This window comes from Aromatoleum tolulyticum, assembly GCF_900156155.1.
Taxonomy (GTDB): domain Bacteria; phylum Pseudomonadota; class Gammaproteobacteria; order Burkholderiales; family Rhodocyclaceae; genus Aromatoleum; species Aromatoleum tolulyticum.
This window is the reverse complement of sequence record NZ_FTMD01000019.1, coordinates 52679-75551: the sequence shown is the minus strand read 5'-3', so window position 1 is coordinate 75551 and position 22873 is coordinate 52679. Positions and strand designations below refer to the sequence as shown.

Annotated in this window: 24 protein-coding genes; 20 read left to right on the top strand and 4 right to left on the bottom strand. The window is 68.0% G+C overall.

Translation table 11 applies throughout. The features are described 5' to 3' along the window. Window positions 1-787 (top strand): calcium-binding protein (locus BW991_RS23955; RefSeq protein WP_170879147.1); only part of this gene is annotated, 787 nt, incomplete at its 5' end. Window positions 788-864: 77 nt separating this feature from the next. Continuing rightward, window positions 865-1065, top strand: a complete 201-nt coding sequence (locus BW991_RS24275) for a hypothetical protein (protein WP_244551775.1) — start codon at window positions 865-867, stop codon at window positions 1063-1065. A 16-nt stretch (window positions 1066-1081) separates the two neighbouring features. Here the strand turns inward: BW991_RS24275 and BW991_RS21185 are convergent, their stop codons facing one another. Further along, window positions 1082-1453 (bottom strand): thiol-disulfide oxidoreductase DCC family protein, encoded by a 372-nt coding sequence (locus BW991_RS21185; RefSeq protein ID WP_076604103.1) that lies wholly within the window; start codon window positions 1451-1453, stop codon window positions 1082-1084. Window positions 1454-1538: 85 nt separating this feature from the next. Between BW991_RS21185 and BW991_RS21180 the strand changes: the two genes are divergently transcribed. From BW991_RS21180 to trhP, 3 genes are all read left to right on the top strand, one after another. Next, entirely contained in the window at window positions 1539-2207 is a 669-nt protein-coding gene (locus BW991_RS21180) for an esterase/lipase family protein (protein ID WP_076604102.1), read from the top strand. 165 nt (window positions 2208-2372) lie between these two features. Continuing rightward, a complete protein-coding gene (locus tag BW991_RS21175) occupies window positions 2373-2933 on the top strand; it encodes a phasin family protein (RefSeq protein WP_076604101.1) in 561 nt (186 codons plus the stop codon). 130 nt (window positions 2934-3063) lie between these two features. Continuing rightward, the gene (gene trhP / locus BW991_RS21170; protein WP_076604100.1) at window positions 3064-4419 is read left to right on the top strand and encodes a prephenate-dependent tRNA uridine(34) hydroxylase TrhP; all 1356 of its coding nucleotides are present in this window, start codon (window positions 3064-3066) and stop codon (window positions 4417-4419) included. 7 nt (window positions 4420-4426) lie between these two features. On the opposite strand, the gene BW991_RS21165 is transcribed toward trhP, so the two are convergent. Then, the gene (locus BW991_RS21165; RefSeq protein ID WP_076604099.1) at window positions 4427-4981 is read right to left on the bottom strand and encodes a DUF3592 domain-containing protein; all 555 of its coding nucleotides are present in this window, start codon (window positions 4979-4981) and stop codon (window positions 4427-4429) included. Between the two features lie 66 nt (window positions 4982-5047). After that, window positions 5048-6724: a sensor domain-containing diguanylate cyclase gene (locus tag BW991_RS21160; RefSeq protein WP_076604098.1), complete on the bottom strand. Its 1677-nt coding sequence runs from the start codon at window positions 6722-6724 to the stop codon at window positions 5048-5050. A gap of 299 nt (window positions 6725-7023) precedes the next feature. On the opposite strand from BW991_RS21160, the gene BW991_RS21155 reads away from it, so the two are divergent. From BW991_RS21155 to metW, 7 genes are all read left to right on the top strand, one after another. After that, window positions 7024-8649, top strand: coding sequence for an ABC-F family ATPase (locus tag BW991_RS21155; protein ID WP_076604097.1), 1626 nt, complete (start codon window positions 7024-7026; stop codon window positions 8647-8649). A 203-nt stretch (window positions 8650-8852) separates the two neighbouring features. Then, entirely contained in the window at window positions 8853-9320 is a 468-nt protein-coding gene (locus BW991_RS21150; protein WP_076604096.1) for a hypothetical protein, read from the top strand. A 108-nt stretch (window positions 9321-9428) separates the two neighbouring features. Next, window positions 9429-9812: a PTS sugar transporter subunit IIA gene (locus tag BW991_RS21145; RefSeq protein ID WP_076604095.1), complete on the top strand. Its 384-nt coding sequence runs from the start codon at window positions 9429-9431 to the stop codon at window positions 9810-9812. 7 nt (window positions 9813-9819) lie between these two features. Beyond that, entirely contained in the window at window positions 9820-10089 is a 270-nt protein-coding gene (locus BW991_RS21140) for an HPr family phosphocarrier protein (protein ID WP_076604094.1), read from the top strand. A gap of 4 nt (window positions 10090-10093) precedes the next feature. After that, the gene (gene ptsP / locus BW991_RS21135) at window positions 10094-11824 is read left to right on the top strand and encodes a phosphoenolpyruvate--protein phosphotransferase (RefSeq protein ID WP_076604093.1); all 1731 of its coding nucleotides are present in this window, start codon (window positions 10094-10096) and stop codon (window positions 11822-11824) included. 176 nt (window positions 11825-12000) lie between these two features. After that, on the top strand, window positions 12001-13128 hold the full coding sequence (gene metX, locus BW991_RS21130; protein ID WP_076604092.1) for a homoserine O-succinyltransferase MetX: 1128 nt from the start codon (window positions 12001-12003) through the stop codon (window positions 13126-13128). A gap of 2 nt (window positions 13129-13130) precedes the next feature. After that, window positions 13131-13718: a methionine biosynthesis protein MetW gene (gene metW, locus BW991_RS21125; RefSeq protein WP_076604091.1), complete on the top strand. Its 588-nt coding sequence runs from the start codon at window positions 13131-13133 to the stop codon at window positions 13716-13718. Between the two features lie 63 nt (window positions 13719-13781). On the opposite strand, the gene BW991_RS21120 is transcribed toward metW, so the two are convergent. Then, window positions 13782-14099 carry a hypothetical protein gene (locus BW991_RS21120; protein ID WP_076604090.1) on the bottom strand — a complete coding sequence of 106 codons (318 nt, stop codon included), beginning with the start codon at window positions 14097-14099 and terminating at the stop codon, window positions 13782-13784. A gap of 238 nt (window positions 14100-14337) precedes the next feature. Between BW991_RS21120 and BW991_RS21115 the strand changes: the two genes are divergently transcribed. The 8 genes from BW991_RS21115 to BW991_RS21080 all read left to right on the top strand — a co-directional run bounded on the left by BW991_RS21115 (window position 14338) and on the right by BW991_RS21080 (window position 22870). Continuing rightward, window positions 14338-15606: an AmpG family muropeptide MFS transporter gene (locus tag BW991_RS21115; protein WP_076604089.1), complete on the top strand. Its 1269-nt coding sequence runs from the start codon at window positions 14338-14340 to the stop codon at window positions 15604-15606. A gap of 15 nt (window positions 15607-15621) precedes the next feature. After that, window positions 15622-16344, top strand: a complete 723-nt coding sequence (locus tag BW991_RS21110) for a uracil-DNA glycosylase family protein (protein ID WP_076604088.1) — start codon at window positions 15622-15624, stop codon at window positions 16342-16344. A gap of 400 nt (window positions 16345-16744) precedes the next feature. Then, window positions 16745-17341 carry a Pvc16 family protein gene (locus BW991_RS21105; RefSeq protein ID WP_076604087.1) on the top strand — a complete coding sequence of 199 codons (597 nt, stop codon included), beginning with the start codon at window positions 16745-16747 and terminating at the stop codon, window positions 17339-17341. Further along, window positions 17338-18114: a hypothetical protein gene (locus BW991_RS21100; RefSeq protein WP_076604086.1), complete on the top strand. Its 777-nt coding sequence runs from the start codon at window positions 17338-17340 to the stop codon at window positions 18112-18114. Before BW991_RS21105 ends, BW991_RS21100 begins: the two co-directional genes overlap by 4 nt. Before the next feature lie 30 nt (window positions 18115-18144). Beyond that, window positions 18145-20325 (top strand): phage tail sheath family protein, encoded by a 2181-nt coding sequence (locus BW991_RS21095; RefSeq protein WP_076604085.1) that lies wholly within the window; start codon window positions 18145-18147, stop codon window positions 20323-20325. A 17-nt stretch (window positions 20326-20342) separates the two neighbouring features. Then, on the top strand, window positions 20343-20801 hold the full coding sequence (locus BW991_RS21090) for a phage tail protein (protein WP_076604084.1): 459 nt from the start codon (window positions 20343-20345) through the stop codon (window positions 20799-20801). A gap of 4 nt (window positions 20802-20805) precedes the next feature. After that, window positions 20806-22413 (top strand): hypothetical protein, encoded by a 1608-nt coding sequence (locus BW991_RS21085; RefSeq protein ID WP_076604083.1) that lies wholly within the window; start codon window positions 20806-20808, stop codon window positions 22411-22413. Beyond that, window positions 22406-22870, top strand: a complete 465-nt coding sequence (locus BW991_RS21080) for a phage tail protein (protein WP_076604082.1) — start codon at window positions 22406-22408, stop codon at window positions 22868-22870. Before BW991_RS21085 ends, BW991_RS21080 begins: the two co-directional genes overlap by 8 nt. The last annotated feature ends 3 nt before the right edge of the window (window positions 22871-22873 follow it).

Sequence of the window (22873 nt, the reverse complement as noted above, 5' to 3'; positions counted from 1 at the left end):
CACCTATTACGTTCAAGCGGGTAACACCGTGGTTGAGAACGCGGGCGAAGGCACGGACACGGTGATCAGCAGCGTGAGCTTCACCCTGGGCGCGAACGTCGAGAATCTGACGTTGAATGGAACTTACCTCTCTAACATGAGCGGGACAGGCAACGATCTCAACAACGTGCTGACGGCGGCGGCCGCATATAGCCACGACACGCTGAATGGCGGAGCCGGCGCAGATACGATGATTGGCAAGTGGGGTGACGACACCTACTACGTGGACAACGCGGGCGACGTGATCGTGGAGAACAGCAGCGAAGGCACCGACGCCGTGATCAGCACCGTCAGCCATACGCTCGCCGCCAACGTCGAGAACCTGACGTTGACCGGATCGGCCGCGATCAACGGCACCGGCAACGCAGCTGCAAACACGCTGGCCGGTAATGCCGGCAACAACGTGCTGACCGGCGGCGCCGGTAATGACATCTTCCGGTTCGATACCGCGCTCAATGCCAACACGAACCTCGACACCATTACCGACTTTGCGGCTGGAGTAGATGACATCCAGCTGGAGAATGCGGTCTTCACGTCGCTGACCACGACGGGTGCGCTGAATGCAGGTTGGTTCATCGGTGGAGCCGACATCACTGCCGCAGCCGACGCCAATGATTACCTGATCTACAACAGCACGACGGGCGCGCTGTACTACGATCAGGACGCCAACGGCGCCGGCCAGGCGGTGCAGTTCGCTACGCTGTCGGGAACCCCGTCGCTGTCGGCGTCGGACTTCCTCGTCAGCTGAGGTCGTCCGGAGCTGGCGGGGAGTTCAACCCTCGCCGGCAGTCCGACAATGTTACCCAGACGCGCCGGGAGTTTCCGGTGCGTCTATTTTTTTGTTCGGCGAAAAGGCCGTATCGCCGAACGGCATTAGGGGCAGACCACTGTTTCGCTAAAGTAAAGGCTGTTCACGGTGACGTAACCGCGCTGCTCAACGCTGGCATGCTCGACCGCACCGAAGACAGCCAGATCGTCTTTCCGTTTGAAGCCGTGAACGTCGAGTTCCTGTTGCGCGCCGCCTAACGGCCGGATGTGGTGCTCACAGCCGGCGCTCGGCACGCAGCCGCCGCAGCACACTCGCGCGATACCAGCGCGACAGCAGCGTCCGCAGCCCCGGCAGACCGATCAGCCAGGCCAGCGGACGCAGCAGCGGCACGCGTGCCATCAGCAGGATGTAGGCATCCAGCTCGCGCCGCACGCGCCCCTCGCCATCGCGCACGTGCAACTCGCGCAGCGCGGTATCGGGGTCGATGCCCAGCGCGCGCAACTCCGCATCGCGCCCGGTGATATCCACCCAGCAGGTGTCCTCGCCCGCCTCGCCCGCCAGCCGCTCGTACTGCGCACGGTCGCGTACGCAGCGCGGGCACGCGCCGTCGTAATAGACGGTGATCCGTTCTTCCCGCTCCGCCATCGGCTCGCTCCGTGACCTCCACACAGGTTTGACTGCCCGTCCCCGCCCTTCGTGCCAGGGGCAATATCCGCTACAGTCCTGCGGCATGAACCCTGCCACCGAAACCGTCGTGCTCGTTCACGGCCTGTGGATGCACGGGCTCGTGTTCGGCCTCCTGCGGCGCCGCCTCGAACGCAGCGGCTTCCTCACGCACGCATGGTCCTACCCCTCGGTGCGGCACGGCCTCCTCGCCAACGCGGACGCCTTGTCGCGCTTCCTCGCCGGCCTGCACGCAGACCCCATCCACCTCGTCGGTCACAGCCTGGGCGGCATCGTCATCGCCAACGCGCTCGCCCGCCATCCCGACGCGCGGGTGCGCCGCTGCGTCCTCATGGGCCCGCCCTGGAGCGCATCGCGCAGCGCGACCGGACTGCAGCGCGTTCCCGGCATTTCCGCGCTCATCGGGCGCTCGATGCACGACTGGCTCCCCGCCCCGCGACCGCAACTGCCCGGCGTCGAGATCGGCGTCATCTCGGGCAGCCGACCGATCGGGCTCGCCGGCGCCCTGGTCGGACTGCCGCGGCCCCACGACGGCATCGTGACCGTCGAGGAGACCCGCGTCGCCGGCGCGCGCGACGCCGTCACGCTGCACGTGAGCCACATGGAAATGCTCCTGTCCGCACGCTGCGCGGACCAGGTCGCGGCCTTCCTGCACACCGGCACGTTCGCCCACGACGCGGCGGAAAGCCCGGCCGGACAAGGCATCCAGCCCTGATCCGGGCCCCCGGCCGGCCTTCGTTCGGGGATTTTTGCTGCGCCGCACAAAATAGTTCTTGACGGGATTTCCCTACCCGTTACAATGAAATTGTGCATTGCAACAAAACCTGCCGGCAGCAGTGGGCCCGCAGACGATGACCCCCGCCCCAACAGGAGAAATACCATGATCACCAACGAAACTTTCGCCAGCGCCTCGAAGAACGCCTTTGCCGCCGTTGAAGCCTCCACCCGCAGCAGCTTCGACACCTTCGAGCGCCTCGCTGCACTGAACATCAACGCCAGCCGCGGCGCCCTCGAAGACGGCATCGCCGCCGTGCATGCACTGCTGTCGGTGAAGACCCCGAACGAGCTGGTGACCGTATCCGCATCGCTCGGCCGCCCGACGGCCGAAAAGGCGCTGGCGTGGTTCCGCAGCAGCTACGAGATCCTCGCCCAGGGCGTCGAAGAAGCGGCCGCGCCCTACGAAACCCAGTACGCGGAAGTGAACAAGGCCATCGGCGTCGCGCTCGAAAAGGCCGCCAAGTCCGCCCCGGCCGGCTCCGAAGCGGCCGTCGCCGCGGTGCAGTCGGCGATCGCCGCCGCCAACTCGGCCTACGACACCGTGAATAAGGCGACCCGCAAGGTCATCCAGTTCACCGAAGCCAACGTCGCAGCGACCGCCCGCGCCGCCGTCGATGCGGTGAGCGCACCGGCCGCCACGCCCAAGGCCAAGAAGTCGGCCTGATCATCCGCGGGGCACTCCCCGCACGGCGGCCCCTGCCACACCGGGCCGCCCCCTCCGGCGCCTTCGGGCGCCGGAGTCGTTTCCGGTTATCCTTGCGCGCTTCCCCGGCAGCACGCAACCCACTACAACAATGACGACCTCCCCCCGCGCCCCCGAACTCCTCGCCCCCGCCGGCTCCCTGCAGATGATGCGCACCGCCTTCGCCTACGGTGCCGACGCGGTCTACGCCGGCCAGCCGCGCTACTCGCTGCGCGTGCGCAACAACAGCTTCGACAAGCTCGATGCCCTCGCGACCGGCATCGACGAGGCGCACGCCGCGGGCAAGGCCTTCTACCTCGTCAGCAACATCTACCCGCACAACAGCAAGGTGCGCAGCTTCGTCGCCGACATGGAACCGGTCGTCGCGCTCAAGCCCGACGCGCTGATCATGGCCGACCCCGGCCTGATCATGATGGTGCGCGAGCGCTGGCCCGAGGTCGAGGTGCATCTGTCGGTGCAGGCCAACACGACGAACTACGCCGCGGTGCGCTTCTGGCAGTCCGTCGGCATCAAGCGCATCATCCTGTCGCGCGAACTGTCGCTCGACGAGATCGAGGACATCCGCCAGGCCTGCCCCGACATGGAGCTCGAAGTCTTCGTGCACGGCGCGCTGTGCGTCGCCTATTCGGGCCGCTGCCTGCTGTCGGGCTACTTCAACCACCGCGACCCCAACCAGGGCACGTGCACGAACTCCTGCCGCTGGGACTACAAGGTGCATGAGGCGAACGAAGACGGTTCGGGTGACCTGCACGCCTGCGGCAAGGGCGCGCCGGACCCCGACGGCAACGCGCTCGGCGGCGGCGCACGTCACGAGTCCGCCTCGCGCGTCTACCTCCTCGAGGAAGGCACCCGCCCCGGCCAGCTGATGCCGATCGAGGAAGACGAGCACGGCACCTACATCCTCAACTCCCGGGATCTGCGCGCCGTCGAGCACGTCGAGCGCCTCGTCGCGATCGGCGTCGATTCGCTGAAGATCGAGGGCCGCACCAAGAGCCCCTACTACGTCGCCCGCGCGAGCCAGGGCTACCGCCGCGCGATCGACGACGCAGCGGCGGGCCGCCCGTTCGACATGCGCCTCCTCGGCGAGCTCGAAGGCCTCGCGAACCGCGGCTACACCGACGGCTTCTACCAGCGCCACCACACCCCGGAACACCAGAACTACCTGCGCGGCCACTCCGAGTCGGGGCGCAGCCTGTTCGTCGGCGAAGTGCTGGGCGTCGACGCCACCAGCGGCCTCGCCGAAATCGAAGTGAAGAACGGTTTCGGCATCGGCGACCGGCTCGAATTCGTGCAGCCGCAGGGCAACATCGTCGCCCCGCTCGAGCGCCTCGAAAACCTCGACGGCGAAGCGCTCGCGCGCATCCCCGGAGCCGGCCGGCGCGTGCGCCTGCCACTGCCGCAAGGCGCGCGCGCCGACTCACCGTGCTTCATCGCGCGCCTCCTCTAGCAGGCGCTCACTCCCTGCGCGGGGCCCCGTCGTCGCCCGTCGCGGGCCGCTCTGCGCCGGATGCCGACATGTGGTTCCACGCCAGCATGGCGATGTAGAGCATCCGGCCGCCAATGATCCCCATGGCCAAGGCGGGGATCACGAACAGGAACACCGACCAGCGGAAGTCGCGCCGCGCCAGCGCCTCGGCAGGCGCATCGGGATTCACCCAGATCGTCAGTTCGGGCGACGCCAGCAATTGCGCCAGCACCCCTTCGCCTGCCGTGGGCAGATACAGACCGAACTGCGCATCGAGACACATTTCCGAATACTCGACCCCGCCGTGCATGTAGCGATACCGGACCTCCAGCGTATCGAGCGGCGGCTGCAGGAGCGAGGACGGATGGCGCAGCGTGGCGCTTTCGAGCTGCGCCGGCTGGGGCTGCCAACCGAGGCTGCGCACCATCGTGACCGCCGGCAGGATGCCGAAGGACAGCACGCCCCACAGCCCTGCCGTGAGCAGGCACACCCCGATCAGGGGATAGACCAGGTGAACGAAGACGTTGGCGAGTCGTGCGGTCAAAGTCGGAGTCAGGGGCAGACAATATGATCAAAGTCTGCTGCGGAACCCCTGGTCACGCCACCGAAACTAGTGGCGGCGTGAGACTTTCTTCCGATCTTCCGTCATGCCCGCGGCAGCGGAACGTCGTATGAGCTTGCGAACGATGCGCAGACGCGGCGCCCGCGCCTCCCCGCACGTGCCCTCACCCGCCGCCGGGGTGCGCGCGGCCTCCTGATCGCTGCGCTTGTCTTCGTACATCGCCGCGTCCGCGTGGCGGACCAGCTCCTCGGGCGCGCTGCCGTGCTCGGGGCACACGCTCACCCCCAGGCTGGCGGTGAGCTGCAGGACAAGTCCGTCACGCAACTCCACCGGTTGCGCGACGGCGGCGAGCAGCTTCGCCGCGACCGGCTCCGCGGCCGCATGCTCCGTCATGCCCGGCAGGAGCACGACGAATTCGTCACCCGCGATACGCGCTATCGTATCGGTCTCGCGCACGCTGGCGCGCATGCGCGCGGCGACGGTGCTCAGCACCATGTCGCCGACGTCGTGGCCATAGCTGTCATTCACCGCCTTGAAACGGTCGAGATCGACGAAGAACAGCGCAAACCCCTCGCCGGTACGCCGCCAGTGCGCGCTCGCCTGACCGACGCGATCGTAGAACAGACGCCGGTTGGGCAGCCCGGTCAGCGGGTCGTGCAGCGCACTGTGGGTCGCCCGCTCGAGGCGCTCGCGCTCGCGGACAACCGCCGCCCGATGGCGGCGCAGGTACAGCACCAGCACGGCGAGCGTGGCGGCGGCGAGACCGATCGCCAGCAACAGAGGCTCGCTGCGGATGTCCGACAGGCGCAACTGGCGCGTCACCGTCAGGCGCACCGGCTGCGATGTGCTGACATCCTCCACGTTCAGCGTGAACCTCGGCAGCAGGCGGCGCTCCAGCGCACTCGCCGGCTGCGTCGCCAGCATCGCGTAGAGCGGCGGATCCTGTGGCCCGGCCTCCCCCAGCAGGCGCAGCACGTGGGCGGTACGCGCGTTGCGGCGGCCCGGAACCATCGAATCGGCCTTCACGACGAGCAGCGCGTAGCGCTGCTCGGCCTCCGGCCCCCGCAGGATGGAGCGTGCCGTGTCGGTGCGTTTCATCACCACGTAGGCCAGCGGCCCCTCGATCAGCGCGAACGGCCGCGTGGATACCGCCGCCCCGCTTGCCTCGGCGCGCCGCAGCGCGTCGCGCAGATGCGGCACCGAATCGAGATCGAGGCCGTGCACCGGCAGGGCTTCGGGCGTTTGCGGCCACAGGAAGCTGACCGGGAAATAGGCCGCCTTCTCCGGCACGTCCTGCCACCGCCTGCCGTCCTGATAGTTGAAGCTGCCGATCCGGGCGCCCGGGCCTACCCGCTGCGCGAGCGCCCGTTCGAAGTCGCCCCGCGCCCGCGCGGGCACCTTCTCGACCACCTCGAGCATGTAGATATGCGGATGTTCGCCCAGCAGGCGGCTCGCAAAACCGACCATCTGCTCCTGCGTCGGCGCCCCGAGCACGTCGAGAAAGGCGACGAAACCCGACAGCAGGGCATCGTTGGTCCGCAGACGGTCGCGCAGCAGCTCGATGTCCGCCTCGGCATCGGCCTGGAACTCGGCGCGGATGTCTTCCCACGCCCCGCGCAGCACCAGTGCGAACAGCGACACGCTGAACAACATCCACGCCAGGAGCAGCACCGCGTACAGCGGATTGTCGCCTCTGCGCAGCTGCGGCCCTTCCTCGCTGTCCACGATTCCTCCCCCCCGATCTCCCGCGCCCGTAACGGGCGCTCGCTCGCCGAGCCTCCGGCGCCGGATCGAGTGTCAGTGAGTGCACTCTATTCTTCTCCCGTGAGCTCGTACATATGGCAAAAGTCGTATCTATCCGACTGATTTCGTGGAATATTCGCGCGAATCGATCGCCTCTCGCATGACGCCGTGGGGGAGCATCCGACGGGACGAGACACCGCCGGACCGGATCCGCGAGAGCCGTCTGCCTCCATCTGCGCTACAATGCAAGGCTTTGTTTTAACTGAAAATCAGGATCCGCCGTGCTCGTCGCCGCCAACATCACCATGCAGTTCGGGGCCAAGCCCCTGTTCGAGAACGTCTCCGTCAAGTTCGGCGAAGGCAACCGCTACGGCCTGATCGGCGCAAACGGCGCGGGCAAGTCGACGTTCATGAAGATCCTGTGCGGCGCGCTCGAATCGAGCGCCGGCAACGTCTCCAAGGACCCGCACGAGCGCATGGCCTACCTGCGCCAGGACCAGTTCGGCTACGAGGACATGCGCGTGCTCGACGTCGTGCTGATGGGCCACACGGAAATGTGGGCCTGCATGGCGGAGAAGGACGCGATCTACGCGAACCCCGAGGCGACCGAGGACGACTACATGCACGCGGCCGAACTCGAAAGCAAGTTCGCCGAGTACGACGGCTACACCGCCGAAGCGCGCGCCGGCGAGCTGCTGCTGGGGGTGGGCATCGGCACCGAACTGCACAACGGCCCGATGAAGAACGTCGCGCCGGGCTGGAAGCTGCGCGTGCTGCTGTGCCAGGCGCTGTTCGCGAACCCCGACATCCTGCTGCTCGACGAACCGACCAACAACCTCGACATCAACACCATCCGCTGGCTCGAAGACGTGCTCAACGAGCGCAACAGCACGATGGTGATCATCTCGCACGACCGCCACTTCCTGAACCAGGTGTGCACGCACATGGCGGACCTCGACTACGGCACGATCACCGTGTACGCCGGCAACTACGACGACTACATGGAAGCGTCGACCCTCGCGCGCGAGCGCCAGAGCGCTGCCAATGCCCGCGCCAAGGAAAAGATCCAGGACCTGCAGGAATTCGTGCGCCGCTTCTCGGCCAACAAGTCCAAGGCCAAGCAGGCCACCAGCCGCTTGAAGCTCATCGACAAGCTCAAGCCCGAGGACGTCAAGCCCTCGTCCCGCCAGTACCCGTGGATCCGCTTCGACTACGACGACAAGGACAAGCTGCACCGCCTCGCGTGCGAGGTCGACAACCTGTCCTTCGCCTACGAGGGCATGGAGAAGCCGCTCATCAACAAGTTCTCGATCGCCATCGAGGCGGGCGAGAAGGTCGCGATCATCGGCGAGAACGGCGTCGGCAAGACCACGCTGATGAAGCTGCTGCTCGGCGTCCTCGAGCCGCAGAAGGGCAGCGTCAAGTGGGCCGAAAAGGCCAAGCCCGGCTACTACGCGCAGGACCACTCGGCCGACTTCGCCGGCACCGAGAAGCTCACCGAATGGATCGCGGAGTACGCGCGCGTCACGGCCTCCGCCACCGGCGAGGACCTCGAGACCCTGATCCGCGGCACCCTCGGCCGCCTGCTGTTCTCCGGCGACGAGGTCAGGAAGCCCGTCAATGTCATCTCCGGCGGCGAACAGGGCCGCATGCTGTTCGGCAAGCTGATGCTGTCGCGCCCGAACGTGCTGTTGATGGACGAGCCGACCAACCACCTCGACATGGAATCCATCGAGTCGCTCAACACCGGCCTCGAGAAGTTTTCCGGCACGCTCGTGTTCATCTCGCACGACCGCGAGTTCGTGTCCTCGCTGGCCACCCGCGTCATCGAGATCAAGCTCGACGGAACCATCGTCGATTACCGCGGCACCTACGAGGAATACCTCGCCAGCCAGGGACTGGAATAAGCCTCGCGACCCGGCGCAAGCCGGGTCAAATTCCCCAACGCATAGTCGATTCGAGTTCTGATCGAATCGATTTGCATATTTTCTTGCACACCGCCTAAGCCGCAGGTATATTCCGCGGCTCGTATCCCCTTGCGGGGAGCCTTTCTCATGGGCGGCTGGTGTTGGTCAAGACACGGGGCATTTCCTTGCTGTTGGCGGCAACGATGGCGATTTACGGCGCCGGGCCCGCGCGTGCCGATTATTCGGACTGTCGCACCTGTCATTACGCGACAAACGTCGACAGCACCACCCCGGACCTGACGGGATATTTCGTCGATCCCGGACACCATCCGGTGCGGGTGAACTACCCGATACGCGCCGACTATCACCTGCCGGCCACCACGAGCGCGACGGGCATCCTGTTCTTCGACAACAACGGCAACGGCGTGCCCGACCCGGACGAAATCCAGCTCTTCAGCAGCAGCGTCCTGTCCGACACGACCGGCACCGGGACGACGACGCGCGCGAAGGGCAAGCAGAAAAGCACCGCCATCACGGACACGTGGGTGATCGACTGTGCGTCCTGTCACGTCGAGCACGGCCTGACGCCTCCCGACCCGCAGCGCGCCGCCGACTACGTGCGCCGAGCGGGCGGCGACCGCCTGCTGTGTCTCACCTGCCACAACCTGTAGCGTCCTGAAGGGCCGGCGGGCAGGGCGTCGCGCGGCCGCGCATCGCTCACCACAGCCATCCGCGCCGAGTCGGCTACAATCGACGACACCCCAAGGTCGTCGGCGAACATGATCGGCATTTTCCTCATTACCCACGGCACGCTCGGCGAGGCGCTGATCCAGTGCGCCTGCCACGTGCTGAACCGGCGCCCCGACAACGTCATCCAGCTCGGACTTTCCGGCCAGGACGATCCGCTCGACATATTGCCGGAGGCACGCCGGCTGCTCGCGACTGTCGACAAGGGGCATGGCGTCGTGATACTCACGGATATCTTCGGTGCCACTCCGGCGAACGTCGCACGCAAACTGCTGGAGCCGGGGCGCGTGGAAGGCATTGCCGGCGTGAATCTGCCGATGCTGCTGCGGGTGCTGACCTACCGGGAAAGGGACATGAACACGCTCGTCGAGCGCGCCATTACCGGCGGCTGCGAGGGCGTGCTGCATATGAAGTGAGAATGACATGCCGAGAGCGGAAACCGAAATCATCAACAAGCTGGGCCTGCATGCGCGTGCGTCGGCAAAACTGACGCAGCTCGCGAGCAGCTTCGGGGCCGACATCTGGCTCGAACGCAACGGGCGCCGCGTCAATGCCAAGAGCATCATGGGCGTCATGATGCTGGCGGCCGCACGCGGCGCGACGATCGCCATCGAGACCGCCGGCCAGGACGAGGACAAGGCGCTGGAGGCGATCCTCGAGCTCATCGCCGACCGCTTCGGCGAAGGGGAATAGGCCGATGCCCTTCACGATCCACGGGCTCCCCGTCTCCCAGGGCATCGCGATCGGCCACGTCCACCTGGTGTCGCACGCGATGCTGGAGGTGAACCACTACCACGTCGCGGCGAAATACCTGCCCGAGGAAGTGGAGCGGCTGAACGAGGCCGTCGCGACCGTGCAGGGCGAGCTGGTGGGGTTGAAGGCCGCCGCGACTGCCGGCCAGCCGCACAGCGAGGTGGGCGCCTTCGTCGACCTGCAGCTGATGATGCTGGGCGACCCGATGCTGGTCGAGGCCGCGCGCGTCCTGATCTCCGAGCGGCGCTGCAATGCCGAGTGGGCACTGGTGCAGCAGATGGAGCTGGTCGTCGAGCAGTTCGACCAGATCGAGGATCCCTACCTGCGCGAGCGCAAGGCGGACGTCGTGCAGGTGGTCGAGCGCATCGTGAAGGTGCTGCTGGGCCACCCCGGCCACCTGCCGCCGAAGCGGCGCGACGGGCTGGGCACGATCATCGTCGCGCACGACCTGTCGCCGGCGGACACGATCGGCTTCCGCGACCACAACATCGGCGGCTTCGTCACCGACGTCGGCGGCCCGACCAGCCATACGGCGATCGTCGCGCGCAGCCTGCGCATCCCCGCGGTGGTGGGCCTGCACCACATCCGCCAGCTGGTCGAGGAAGACGAGCTGCTGATCATCGACGGCACGCGCGGCGTCGTGATCGTCGCGCCCGACGAGCGCATCGTCGAGGAATACCGCCTGCGCCGCAGCGAGCTCGAGCTGGAGCGCTCGAAGCTCAACCGCCTGAAGGACACGCCCGCGACGACGCTCGACGGCGAGGACGTGAACCTGCTGGCGAACATCGAAGGACCGAAGGACCTGAACCAGGTGAAGGCCGTCAACGCCGACGGAGTGGGCCTGTACCGCACCGAGTTCCTGTTCATCGGCCGCGACGCGCTGCCCGACGAGGACGAGCAGTACGAGGCTTACCGCACGGTGCTGAAGTCGCTGCCGGGCAAGCCGGTGACGATCCGTACCTTCGATGTCGGTGCCGACAAGGCGCTGAACGGCGTCAGCGCGCGCTTCGAGCCGAATCCGGCGCTGGGGCTGCGCGCGATCCGCTACTCGCTGGCCGAACCGCAGATGTTCAAGACGCAGTTGCGCGCGCTGTTGCGCGCCTCGGTGCATGGCAAGCTGCAGATCATGATCCCGATGCTCGCGCACGCGCACGAGATCGACCAGTCGCTGCAGTTGATCGCGAAGGCGAAGGCGGAGCTCGACGCGGAGGGCCTTAAGTACGACCCGCGCGTGGAGATCGGCGGGATGATCGAGGTGCCGGCGGCGGCGCTGGCGCTCGGGATGTTCATCCGCCGCCTGTCCTTCCTGTCGATCGGCACCAACGACCTGATCCAGTACACGCTCGCGATCGACCGCTCCGACGAGGCGGTCGTGCATCTCTACGACCCGCTCCACCCGGCGGTGCTGAAGCTGATCGCCGGCACGATCCAGGCGGGCGCACGCTTCGGCCTGCCGGTGTCGGTGTGCGGCGAGATGGCGGGCGATCCGGCCTACACGCTGCTGCTGCTGGGCATGGGGCTGCGCAATTTCTCGATGCATCCCGGCCACATCCTCGAGATCAAACAGCAGGTGCTGCGCGCCGACCTGAACGAGCTGGCACCGCGCGTGCAGCGCATCCTGAAGATGGACGAGCAATCCAAGGTGCGGGATGCGGTGATGCGGCTGGCGAATTGAGCCGCTCCCACGGGGCATGCGGGCGTTTGACAATTGTGACGGCCCGCGATAGTTTTGAGTCTTAGCGCCGATTTGAACCACAGCTTGCGGGCGCTCAATAAATCCGGCTAAAGCGAGGGCGACCCAGTCCGCGTTTTCCAAGCCGGCTGGGTTTTTTCGTTTACAAGAATACGGCCATGATCCAACCCCAATCCGTCGGCGTCGTCGTCCCGCAGCGGGCGCACTTCGCCGAGCCGCTGCAGCTGCGCAGCGGGGGCACGCTGCCCGAATACGAACTGGTCTACGAGACCTACGGCGAACTGAACGCGGACCGCAGCAACGCGGTGCTGGTGTGCCACGCGCTGTCGGGTTCCCACCACGTCGCCGGCCACTACGCCGACGCACCGAACAACAGCGGCTGGTGGGACAACCTCGTCGGCCCCGGCAAGCCGCTCGACACGCGCAAGTTCTTCGTCATCGGCGTGAACAACCTCGGCGGTTGCCACGGCTCGACCGGCCCGATCTCGATCAACCCGGCGACCGGCCAGCCGTGGGGCGCGGATTTCCCCTTCGTGACGGTCGAGGACTGGGTCGCGGCGCAGGCGCGGCTCGCCGACCGGCTGGGCATCGCACGCTTCGCGGCGATCGTCGGCGGCAGCCTGGGCGGCATGCAGGCGCTGTCGTGGTCGCTGCAGTACCCGGAGCGCGTCGCCAACGCGGTGGTGATCGCATCGGCGCCCAAGCTCACGGCGCAGAACATCGCGTTCAACGAGGTCGCGCGCCAGGCGATCCTCTCCGACCCGGAGTTCCACGGCGGGCACTACTATGCGCACGGCGTCGTGCCGACGCGCGGCCTCAAGCTCGCGCGCATGGTCGGCCACATCACCTATCTGTCCGATGACGCGATGGGCGACAAGTTCGGTCGCAGCCTGCGCCACGGCAAGGCGATCTACAGCTACGACGTGGAGTTCGAGATCGAGTCCTACCTGCGCTACCAGGGCGACAAGTTCGCGGGTTTCTTCGACGCCAACACCTATCTGCTGGCGACCAAGGCGCTCGATTACTTCGACCCGGCCTTCGAGCACGGCGGCAACCTGCCGGCGGCGCTGGCGCGCGCGACGGCCGACTTCCTCGTCGTGTCCTTCAGCACCGACTGGCGCTTCTCGCCCGCGAGGAGCCGCGAGATCGTCTATGCGCTGCTGCACAACCAGCGCAACGTCAGCTACGCGGAGATCGAGAGCGACGCGGGGCACGATTCCTTCCTGCTTGACGAAGCGCAGTACCACGCGCTGCTGACCGCCTACTTCGACCGCATCAAGGTTTAGCCATGTCCTACCGTTACGACTACGAAGTCATCACCCAGTGGATCGCGCCGGGGGAGAAGGTGCTCGACCTCGGCTGCGGCGACGGCAGCCTGCTGAAGCATCTCGCCGAAGTGCGCCAGGTGCAGGGTTACGGCGTCGAGAACGACCCGGACAAGCTGCTCGCGTGCACGCGCAACGGCGTGAACGTGATCCAGATGGACATGGAGAAGGGGCTCGCCGGGATCGAGGACGGCTTCTTCGACCACGTGATCATGAGCCTGTCGCTGCAGGCGATGCACAACACGCAGGGCATCCTCGTCGAGATGCTGCGCGTCGCGCGCGAGGCGGTCGTGAGCTTCCCGAACTTCGGCTACTGGCGCCACCGCCAGAGCATCCTCAACGGCCGCATGCCGGTGTCGGAGAGCCTGCCGCACCAGTGGTTCAACACGCCCAACGTGCGCTTCTTCACGATTTCGGACTTCGATGCGCTGTGCGAGATGAACGGCATCGCGGTGCGCGAGCGCCTCGCCTTCGACGAGGGCAAGCTGATCCTCGACGAGCCGAACTTCCTTGCCAGCGTGGCGGTGTACCGGCTCGGCCGCGGCGCCTGAGGCCAGCCCGCTGAGACGACAAGGCCCGCACGCAGCGGGCCTTTTTCATCGGGGCGTGGTGCCCTAGCCGACGACGAAGTTCGCGACGTCGACGCGCACGGTCGGGCGGCCCAGCGCGACGGCGGTCGCGGTGGCGAACTGCCTGGCCCAGTCGCCGCGCTCCTTGAAGCGATCCTCGCCGCCGTACTTGGCGACGTTGAGGACCATGTCGAGCACGAGGATCTTGCCCATCGGGTTCGACGGCGTGCATTCGAGCCGTTCGAACTCGCCCGACAGCCAGGCGCGCGCCTGGTCCTTCGCGAGACCGGCCGCGTCGGCGTCGGACACGATCGTCTCGTATTCGCGCTCTGCGCCGAAAACCACGGTGATGTGCTGCGTCATCCCTCTCTCCTCTCGTTCTTGGTGTTTAGGTGTCGAGCATGCATTCTCGGGCGAGTCGCGCAGGCAGGCAAGCCCGTGCGGCGGCATCCCCGGCGGCGGAATGTAAGCCGCTGCTGCGGCAACGGCGCGGGCGGCGGCAATCTGGGATAATGCGCCTACCCCTCGCCGAAAGCATTCCGTGCCGTCCATTCCCTCCGCTCCGCCCCCCGCCGGCCCGACATCTTCCCGTCCCGCCTGGATGGACGCCCTGCTCAACCGCAGGATGCTGATCTGCATCTTCACCGGCTTCTCGTCGGGGCTGCCGCTGTACCTGCTGCTGAACCTGGTGCCGGCGTGGCTGAAGACCGAGGGGCTGTCGCTGAAGGCGATCGGGGCGTTTGCGCTGATCCAGTTCCCCTACACGTGGAAATTCGTGTGGGCGCCGCTGCTGGACCGCTTCGGCATCCTGCCGTGGCTGGGACGGCGGCGCGGCTGGATGCTGGTGTCGCAGCTGGGGCTGGTCGCGGCCATCGCCTGGCTGGGGCAGCTGTCGCCGACCTCGAACCTGACGCTGGTGGTCACGCTGACCGCGGCGCTGGCCTTCCTGTCGGCGACGCAGGACATCGCGCTGGATGCCTTCCGCCGCGAGATCCTGCCCGAGCTGGAGCTCGGGCTGGGCAACGCGATCCACGTGAACGCCTACCGCATCGCGGGGCTGGTGCCGGGCTCGCTGTCGCTGATCCTCGCCGACCGCCTGCCGTGGAGCCAGGTCTTCGTCATCACGGCGCTGTTCATGCTGCCGGGGGTCGTGATGACCCTGATGGTGAAGGAGCCGGCGATCGCGGCCGGCGCGCCGCGCACGCTGCGCGACGCGGTGGTCGAGCCCTTCCGCGAGTTCTTCGGCCGCCACGGGCTGCAGTCGGCGCTGCTGGTGCTGACCTTCATCTTCTTCTACAAGCTCGGCGATTCGCTGTGCACGGCGCTGGCGACGCCGTTCTATCTCGACATGGGCTTCACCAAGACCGAGATCGGCCTGATCGCGAAGAACGCGGGCCTGTGGCCGTCGGTGATCGGCGGCATCCTCGGCGGCATCTGGATGGTGAAGCTGGGCATCAACCGTGCGCTGTGGCTGTTCGGTGTCGTGCAGGTCGCGAGCATCCTCGGCTTCGTATGGCTGGCGTGGCTGGGGACGGCCCCTTCGGACGCGGCGCGCCTGACGGCGCTGGCGATCGTGATCTCGGCCGAGGCGGCGGGCGTCGGCCTGGGCACGACGGCCTTCGTCGCCTTCATGGCGCGCACGACCCACCCCGCCTACACGGCGACCCAGCTGGCGCTGTTCACGAGCCTGATGGCGGTGCCGCGCACCGTCATCAATGCGTCGGCCGGCTGGCTGGTCGAGCGCATGGGCTGGTACGACTTCTTCTGGCTGTGCTTCTTCCTCGCGCTGCCGGGGATGCTGCTGTTGATCCGCGTCGCGCCGTGGAACGGCGAGGCGAAGGCGATCGCGGCGGCGCCCGGACGCGCCTGATTCTCTACTCCTGCGATGACCACGACTACTGCCGATTCCCTGATCGCCGCGGCGCGCGCGCTGTCGGACACCCTGGACGCGATGCGCTTCGCCGCGCCGGTGAGCCACGTCTACAACCCGCTCGACTACGCCTGGCCGATCCACGAGGGCTACCTGCGCCGTTATGCGGCAGGCCGCAAGCGCATCGTGTTCCTGGGGATGAATCCGGGCCCCTTCGGCATGGCGCAGACCGGCGTGCCCTTCGGCGAGATCGACGCGGTGCGCGACTGGCTGGGGCTCGCGGGACCGGTGGGCAAACCGGCGGTGGAGAATCCCAAGCGCCCGGTCGAAGGCTTCGACTGTGCACGCTCGGAAGTGAGCGGGCGCCGCCTGTGGGGCCTGTTCCGCGAACGCTTCGGCACTGCCGAGGCGTTCTTCGACGAGCATTTCGTTGCCAACTATTGTCCGCTGGCCTTCTTCGACGGCGGGCGCAACGTGACGCCGGACAAGCTGCCGGCGGCCGAAGCGCAACCGCTGCTCGCGGCCTGCGACGAGCACCTGCGCCGCATGATCGACGCGCTCGCGCCCGACTGGGTGATCGGCATCGGCGCCTGGGCGGAAGCCCGCGCGGCGGCGGCGCTCGACGGACGCAAGCTGCGCATCGGCCGCGTGCTGCACCCCAGCCCCGCGAGCCCGGCGGCGAACCGCGGCTGGTCCGAGGCGGCGAGCCGCCAGCTGGCCGAACTGGGAATCTGGTAACAAGGATCGCGGACACGCGGGCGGCGCGCGTCATGACACCCCCGTAACTGACGCGGCGGTGCCGTCGCCGCGCGCCGGCGGGCACTTTTCCGTTCCGCGCAAGCACCGCCATTCCCGCAAAGGCCGTGCGTTCCGCCCCTCGGGGCCGAACGCACGGCCGTTTCGCGCCCCCTTCGCCCCGTACCGAAACGCCCGTAAGAATTCCCTACCGCACGCACGGTATTCCCCTCCATACGCAGCGGTCAGGCGCAATTTTTTGTTGCATCTCCGGTTTGCGCCGCCTCCTCCCGATGTGACATTTTGATAACCCGTTCGCAAGAAAACCCGAATTTCATAGGGTCTGCGAACCGTCCGTCGCAACGCTGTCTCGCAAGCTCAGGCTTCAGAGGGGGAGGATACGGTGGCGTCGCATCTCGGAATTCTGTCGGTTCTTCAGGCGCTGCGCGAACGCCTGGCGATCCGCATGGCGGCGCGCCTGGGCGGCAACCCTCAGGTCGAGATCCTCGGCTCGCAGACGCTCGCCGGCAAGCCGCAGGCCAACACCGACACGCTCGGGATCTACCTGCACCGCATCTCGGTCGACCCTTTCAGCCGCAATCGCCATCTGTCGCCGCTGCCGGGGCGCAGTCAGCCCCGCCCGGAGCTGCCGGTCAACCTGCACCTGCTGTTGATCGCGTGGTGCACGCATACCGAGCAGGAAATCGAATACCTTGCCGCGGCGATCCAGATCCTCGGCGGCGGCTTCATGCTCGAGAGCGCGGACATGACCCTCGCCGATCCCGACTGGGGCCGGGACGACGTCGTGCAGGTGCTGCCCGAGGAGATGAGCACCGAAGACCTGATGCGGCTGTGGGACAGCCTGCCGGGCGACTACCGTCTGTCGGCGCCCTACCTGGTCAAGACGGTGCGCCTGGCGCCGGACATCGACCGTGACGAAGGACCTGCGGTCAGGACCCTGGTGTTCCCGATGGACGATCGCAGGGGGAGCGGGCAGTGATCGTCGAGACCCTCGTGCTGCATGCCAGCGACTTCATCGAGTGGGTGGACGCAAGCGGCGTGCAGGGGGGAGCGAGGCGGCCCGTGCCGGCACAGGGCCTGACGATCCGCCTGGACAACCCGCCGGCCGATCTGGAACTGATCCACAAGACCGCGGGCACCGTCCTGTGGCGCCGGATTCCGGCAGAACTGCGGCGCGTGATCGCCGGCGCGGCGAGCCCCGCGGATCTCGCGCCGCCCGTCGCCGCCGATGAGCCGCTGTATCCGCTTGCGGGCGAGGTCGCCGACGCCGCCGGGCACTTCCTGCCGCGACGCTTCTCGCTTTCCGCCGGTCGGCGAGCGGAACACGCCCTGCGCCTGTTCCGCTCGCCGCTCGGCACGCGCTTCGGCCACGCCGGCGGTCTCTACGGACGCACCGAGCTGGAAGACGGCACGCCGGTGCCGTGGGCGCTGCTGGCGCTGCACGTGACGCCCCCGCTCGCCACGCCCTTCGATTTCGTCGCCCAGAGCGATGCCCACGGCGAATTCCGGCTGTCGCTGGCGCGCTTGCCGGCACTCACGAAGGACGCCCCCGCAACAACTTACCCCGCGGTGCTCACGGTGCGCGCCGCCGCGAGCGGTACCGACCCCGATGCCCTGCCCGCGGCGCGCGTGCGCGGCACGGGTAGCGGCAACGCCGCATTCAAGACCGAAATCACGGTGGACATTGCGCCCGGGCGCATCGCCACCCTTGCCAGCCCGGGACGGAATGCCCTCGTCCTGAAGTTTTCCTGAACAGCCCTACGGCACCGAAGGAGAAGCGACATGCCCGAGTACCTTGCCCCAGGCGTCTTCGTCGAGGAGACGAGTTTCCGCAACAAGTCGATCGAGGGCGTCGGTACCAGCGTCGCGGCGCTGGTGGGGCCGACCCGCACCGGGCCGCTGCGCGGCGTGCCCGAGGTGCTTACGAGCTATGCCGATTTCGAGCGCATCTACGGCGACGCGCAGGATCTCGCGATCGGCGAGGAGGGGGCGAACGTGCCGAACTATTCGGCGCATGCGGCGCGAGCCTTCTTCGACAACGGCGGCAAGCAGCTCTTCGTCGCGCGCGTCGTGGCGGGGGTGAATGGCCTCGGCCCGGACGATGACGGCAAGTGGCCGAATGCGGCGTCGAAGACCGACGGCGCCGGCGACGTGCAGTTCTTCAGCCGCTTCCCCGGCAAGATGGGCGAGTACACGCTGGAACTGCGCTGGCGCGACAGCGAGAACCTGCTGCGCAGCGAGACGCCTAAGACGGCGACGGGCGACAGCCTGTACTTCCTCGAGGCGACCGGCGTGGCGGTGGCGGCGAAGGCGACCGGCGCGATCGCCAACGCGGCCTTCCCCGTCGACGTGAAGGCGGTGGTGAAGCTCGACGGTGCGAACCTCGCGATCCAGAGCAATCGCGCCGAGATCGTGTCGATGGCCGACCCGGACAATCCGGCGCCGGTCGCCGCGGGCCAACTGACCGCCCTGATATCGGCCGAGCTGCCGGCGAATGCCCGCCTGACGCGCATCTTCGTGCGTCCACCGGCCTCCGGGGCGCTCGCGGCGGGGACCTCGGCCGAGCTGCAGCTCGCCGACGTGACGGATCTCGCCGCCTACACCGGCGGCGTGAACTGGGGCGACCTGAAGGTGCTGCGCGGCACGCTGGACGCAGCCGGCGAGACCTTCACGGTCACCGCCGACGCGACGCTCAACCCCGGCGTCGCGAATCCGATCACGCTGCCGCTCGCCGCACTCGCGGCCAAGCCGGGCGCGGCGCGCTCGATGATCGTGCTGCGCAGCTTCGACATCGACGTGCGCAACGGCGGCAAGGACGGCGAGGTGATCCGCACCTACGCCGGCCTGAGCACCGCGCCGACCGGCGCCACGAGCCTCGCCGCGGCGCTGCCGGCGAACCCCGAGCGCCGCGCGGAGGCGCTGAGTTCGCCGATCGCCTGCGTGCTCGCGGACGGCGCGACCGGCGACGACATCCAGACGGCGCTGGTCGCGATGTGCGACGCGGCGGCGCTGAACCCCGGCGCGAGCTCGCTCGACGAACCGCGCTACCTGATCGCGCTGTCGGGCGGCAGCGACGGCGCCGAGCCGAGCTCGACCGACTATGCCGGCGAAACCGACGAGATCAAGGGCAGCACCGGCCTGAAGGCGCTCGAAGGGGTCGAGGACGTGTCCATCGTGATGACGCCGGCCGCGGCGGAGTCGGACGAGGACGTGCACACGGCGGTCGTGATGGAGGTGCAGAAGCACTGCCGGCGCATGCGCTACCGCGTCGGCATCGTCGATTCGCGCTTCGGCCAGAGCATCAGCGAGGTGCGCGCCTTCGCCGGCCAGTTCGACGACACGCGCCTGGCGTTGTACCACCCGTGGGTGGTGATTCCCGACCCGACCGGCACGCGCCGCGACCTCGCGGTGCCGCCCGCGGGCTTCATCGCCGGCGTGTATGCGCGCACCGACGTCGATCGCGGCGTGCACAAGGCACCGGCCAACGAGATCGTGATGGGGGCGCTGCGCTTCGAGCAGCAGATCAACACCTTCCAGCAGGAGCTCCTCAACCCCAACGGCATCAACTGCCTGCGCTCCTTCGCTGGCCGCGGCCACCGCGTATGGGGCGGGCGCACGCTCTCCAGCGATCCCGAGTGGAAGTACGTGAACGTGCGGCGCTACTTCCTGTACCTGGAACGCTCGATCGAGAAATCCACGCAGTGGGCGGTGTTCGAGCCGAACGGCGAGGCGCTGTGGGCCAACATCCGCACCAGCGTCGAGGACTTCCTGTTCACCGAATGGCGCAACGGGCGCTTGCTGGGCGGTACGCCGAAGGAGGCCTATTTCGTGCGCTGCGACCGCTCGACGATGACGCAGAACGACATCGACAACGGTCGCATGGTGTGCCTGGTGGGCGTGGCGGCGCTGAAGCCCGCCGAGTTCGTGATCTTCCGCATCGGCCAGAAGACCGCCGACGCCTGAGTTAAGGAGAGACAGACATGGCCGTTTTTCGTGAAACACCCTATTCGGCGTTCAACTTCCTCGTCGACCTCGAACCGGGCCAGGGCAGCGAGGTGCGGGCGGGCTTCTCCGAAGTGTCGGGCCTGAACGCCGAGGTCACGGTCGCGGAGTACCGCGCCGGCAACGACCGCGTGAACTACGTGCGCAAGGTGCCGGGCATCCACAAGGCCGGCGACGTGACCCTGAAGCGCGGCGTGATCGGCGCGCAGAACCTTTACGAGTGGCTGGAGAAGGGGCGTACCGGCAAGCTCTCGGAGGCCAAGCGCGACATCGTCGTGAAGCTGCAGTCCGAGGACCGCGCCGACACCGTCGTGAGCTGGAAGCTGCGCGGCGCGATGCCGATCAAGTGGACCGGCCCGACGCTGACCGCGAAGGGCGGCGGCGACGTCGCGATCGAGGAGCTGGTGCTCTCCGTCGAGACGATCGAGCAGGAGTAAGGCCGTGCTGCTCGCCGACAAGCGCATCGAACTGGACGCACGCCCCGCTTCGCGGCGGCTCGCGCCGGTCGAGGTCGTGATGATCGGCCACTGTCCGTCCTTCGACGGCAGCGCCGAGTGGAAGCGGCTCGCGCGCGACCTCGCGGCGCTCGCGGAGATCGCGGCACTGGGTTTCACCGCCGAAGTCGAGCGCCTGCGCGCGCTCGACGAAGGCGCGAGCGAGGCCGAACCCGGCGACGGGGCGCTGTATGCGCTGTACCGGCTGCCGATCCCGATCCGCTCGCTGGGGTACTTCCAGGCGCTGTTTCCGCAGGCCTTCGACTTCGACGGTGCCTACCGCAGCGCGCTGGCCGGCCGCGCGGCCTGGCTGCCGGCGGCGGTGCAGGACTTCTTCGCCGGCAACGAGCAGGGCTTCGGCGACACGCGCACGCTGTGGATCATCCGCGTGCCCGAATCGGACGGCGTGCGCGCCTTCCTGCCGCAGCCGAACGCAACGCTGATCGAACCGTCGGAACTGGGCGCCTTCGAGCGCGCGCTGCTGATCGAGCGCGCGGGCATCCTCGCGCTGCCCGACCTCGAACGCCTGCTGGTGCCGCGTGCGCTGCCCGATATCCCGCGCGTGCGGCTGGAAAATCCCGAGGCGGTGTTCCTGCCCTGCGGCACCGAGCTCGACGACACGCATCGCGAGCGCCGTCATTCGGGCGAGATGCCTGCCGCGGAGGCGTCGCTCGATCCGATCGACATCGTGCCGCCGATCCTGCGCGCGCTCGCCCGCCTGCGCCCGGACATGCAGTGTCTGCTGACGCTGCCGCTGGACCAGCGCCCGCAGGACGAGCTGCCGGCGCCGTCGCGCGAGTTCCTCGACCACATCGCGCGCATCGCCGGTGAGGTGGGCAGCGAGGCCGGCGGCGGGGCGACGGTGTCGCCGCACGCCGAACTCGCCGAGAAGCTGCGCCACCTGCAGCTCTTGTGGCCGTACCTGCGCAGCGAGGAGCACCCCCTCGCGTCGCCCTGCGGGCTGGTCGCCGGCATGCAGGCGCGCGTGTCGCAGCGCCACGGCGTGTGGCGCTCGATCGCCGGTCGCCCGCTGCCCGGCGCGGCGCTGCCGTGGCCGCCGGTGACGCAGCAGCAGGCAACCGCGCTGCGCGAGGCGCCCGGCGTGACGGTGCTGCTGACGCGCGGGGGCAAGCTGCAGGTCGATGACGAGGCGCTGTGCGCGCCCTGTCTGCCGGCCGCGGACCTGCGCCGCATGAGTGCCGCGCAGCGCGCGCAGGAGCACTGGCGTTCGGCCGAGGTGATGCGCTTCATGGGCTGGTTGCGACGCGGGCTGCAGGCGCTGGGCGAGCAGCTGGTGTTCGACGCCGATCCGCGCGACCCGCGCCCGGAACTCGCGCTGCGCGCCTTCTTCGACCGCCTGCACGAAGCGGGCGCGCTGCGCGGCACGCGGCCCGAGAGCGCCTACCGCATCCGCGAGATTCCGGCGGCCGAATCGACGATCGCGTTCGAGATCGAGATTGCGCCGGCCTACCCGATCGACCGCCTGCGCCTGACCTTCCTGCACGACCGCCACGTCGCCGTGACGGAAACCCGCATCGAGGCCGGTGATGGCTGACGCACCGCGCGAATTCATCCCCTTCCGCTTCCGCGTCGCGCTGTACGACGGCGAGGGCGGCAACCTGCTGTGCCGCGGCGCCTTCAGCGAGGTGTCGGGCCTGGAAGCGACGATGGCGCCCAAGGCGCTCAAGGAAGGCGGGCGCAACTGGGGCGAGGTGCAGCTCGCGGGCCCGACGACCTTCGCGCCGATCATCCTCAAGCGCGGCATCACCGAGCTCGCGGATCTGTGGAGCTGGTTCGACATGAGCACGCGCCAGTCGAACTACGCGCTGCGCATGAGCGGCACGATCGACGTGTACCACCCCGAGAATCCGGACAAGCCGTTGCTGCGCTGGCGCATCACCAACGCGCTGCCGACCAAGTTCAAGGGGCCGGACCTGTCCTCCACCGCCAGCCAGGTCGCGATCGAGGAGCTGCAGTTGGTGCATGAAGGCCTGGAACTCGAGCGCGGTTGAGGG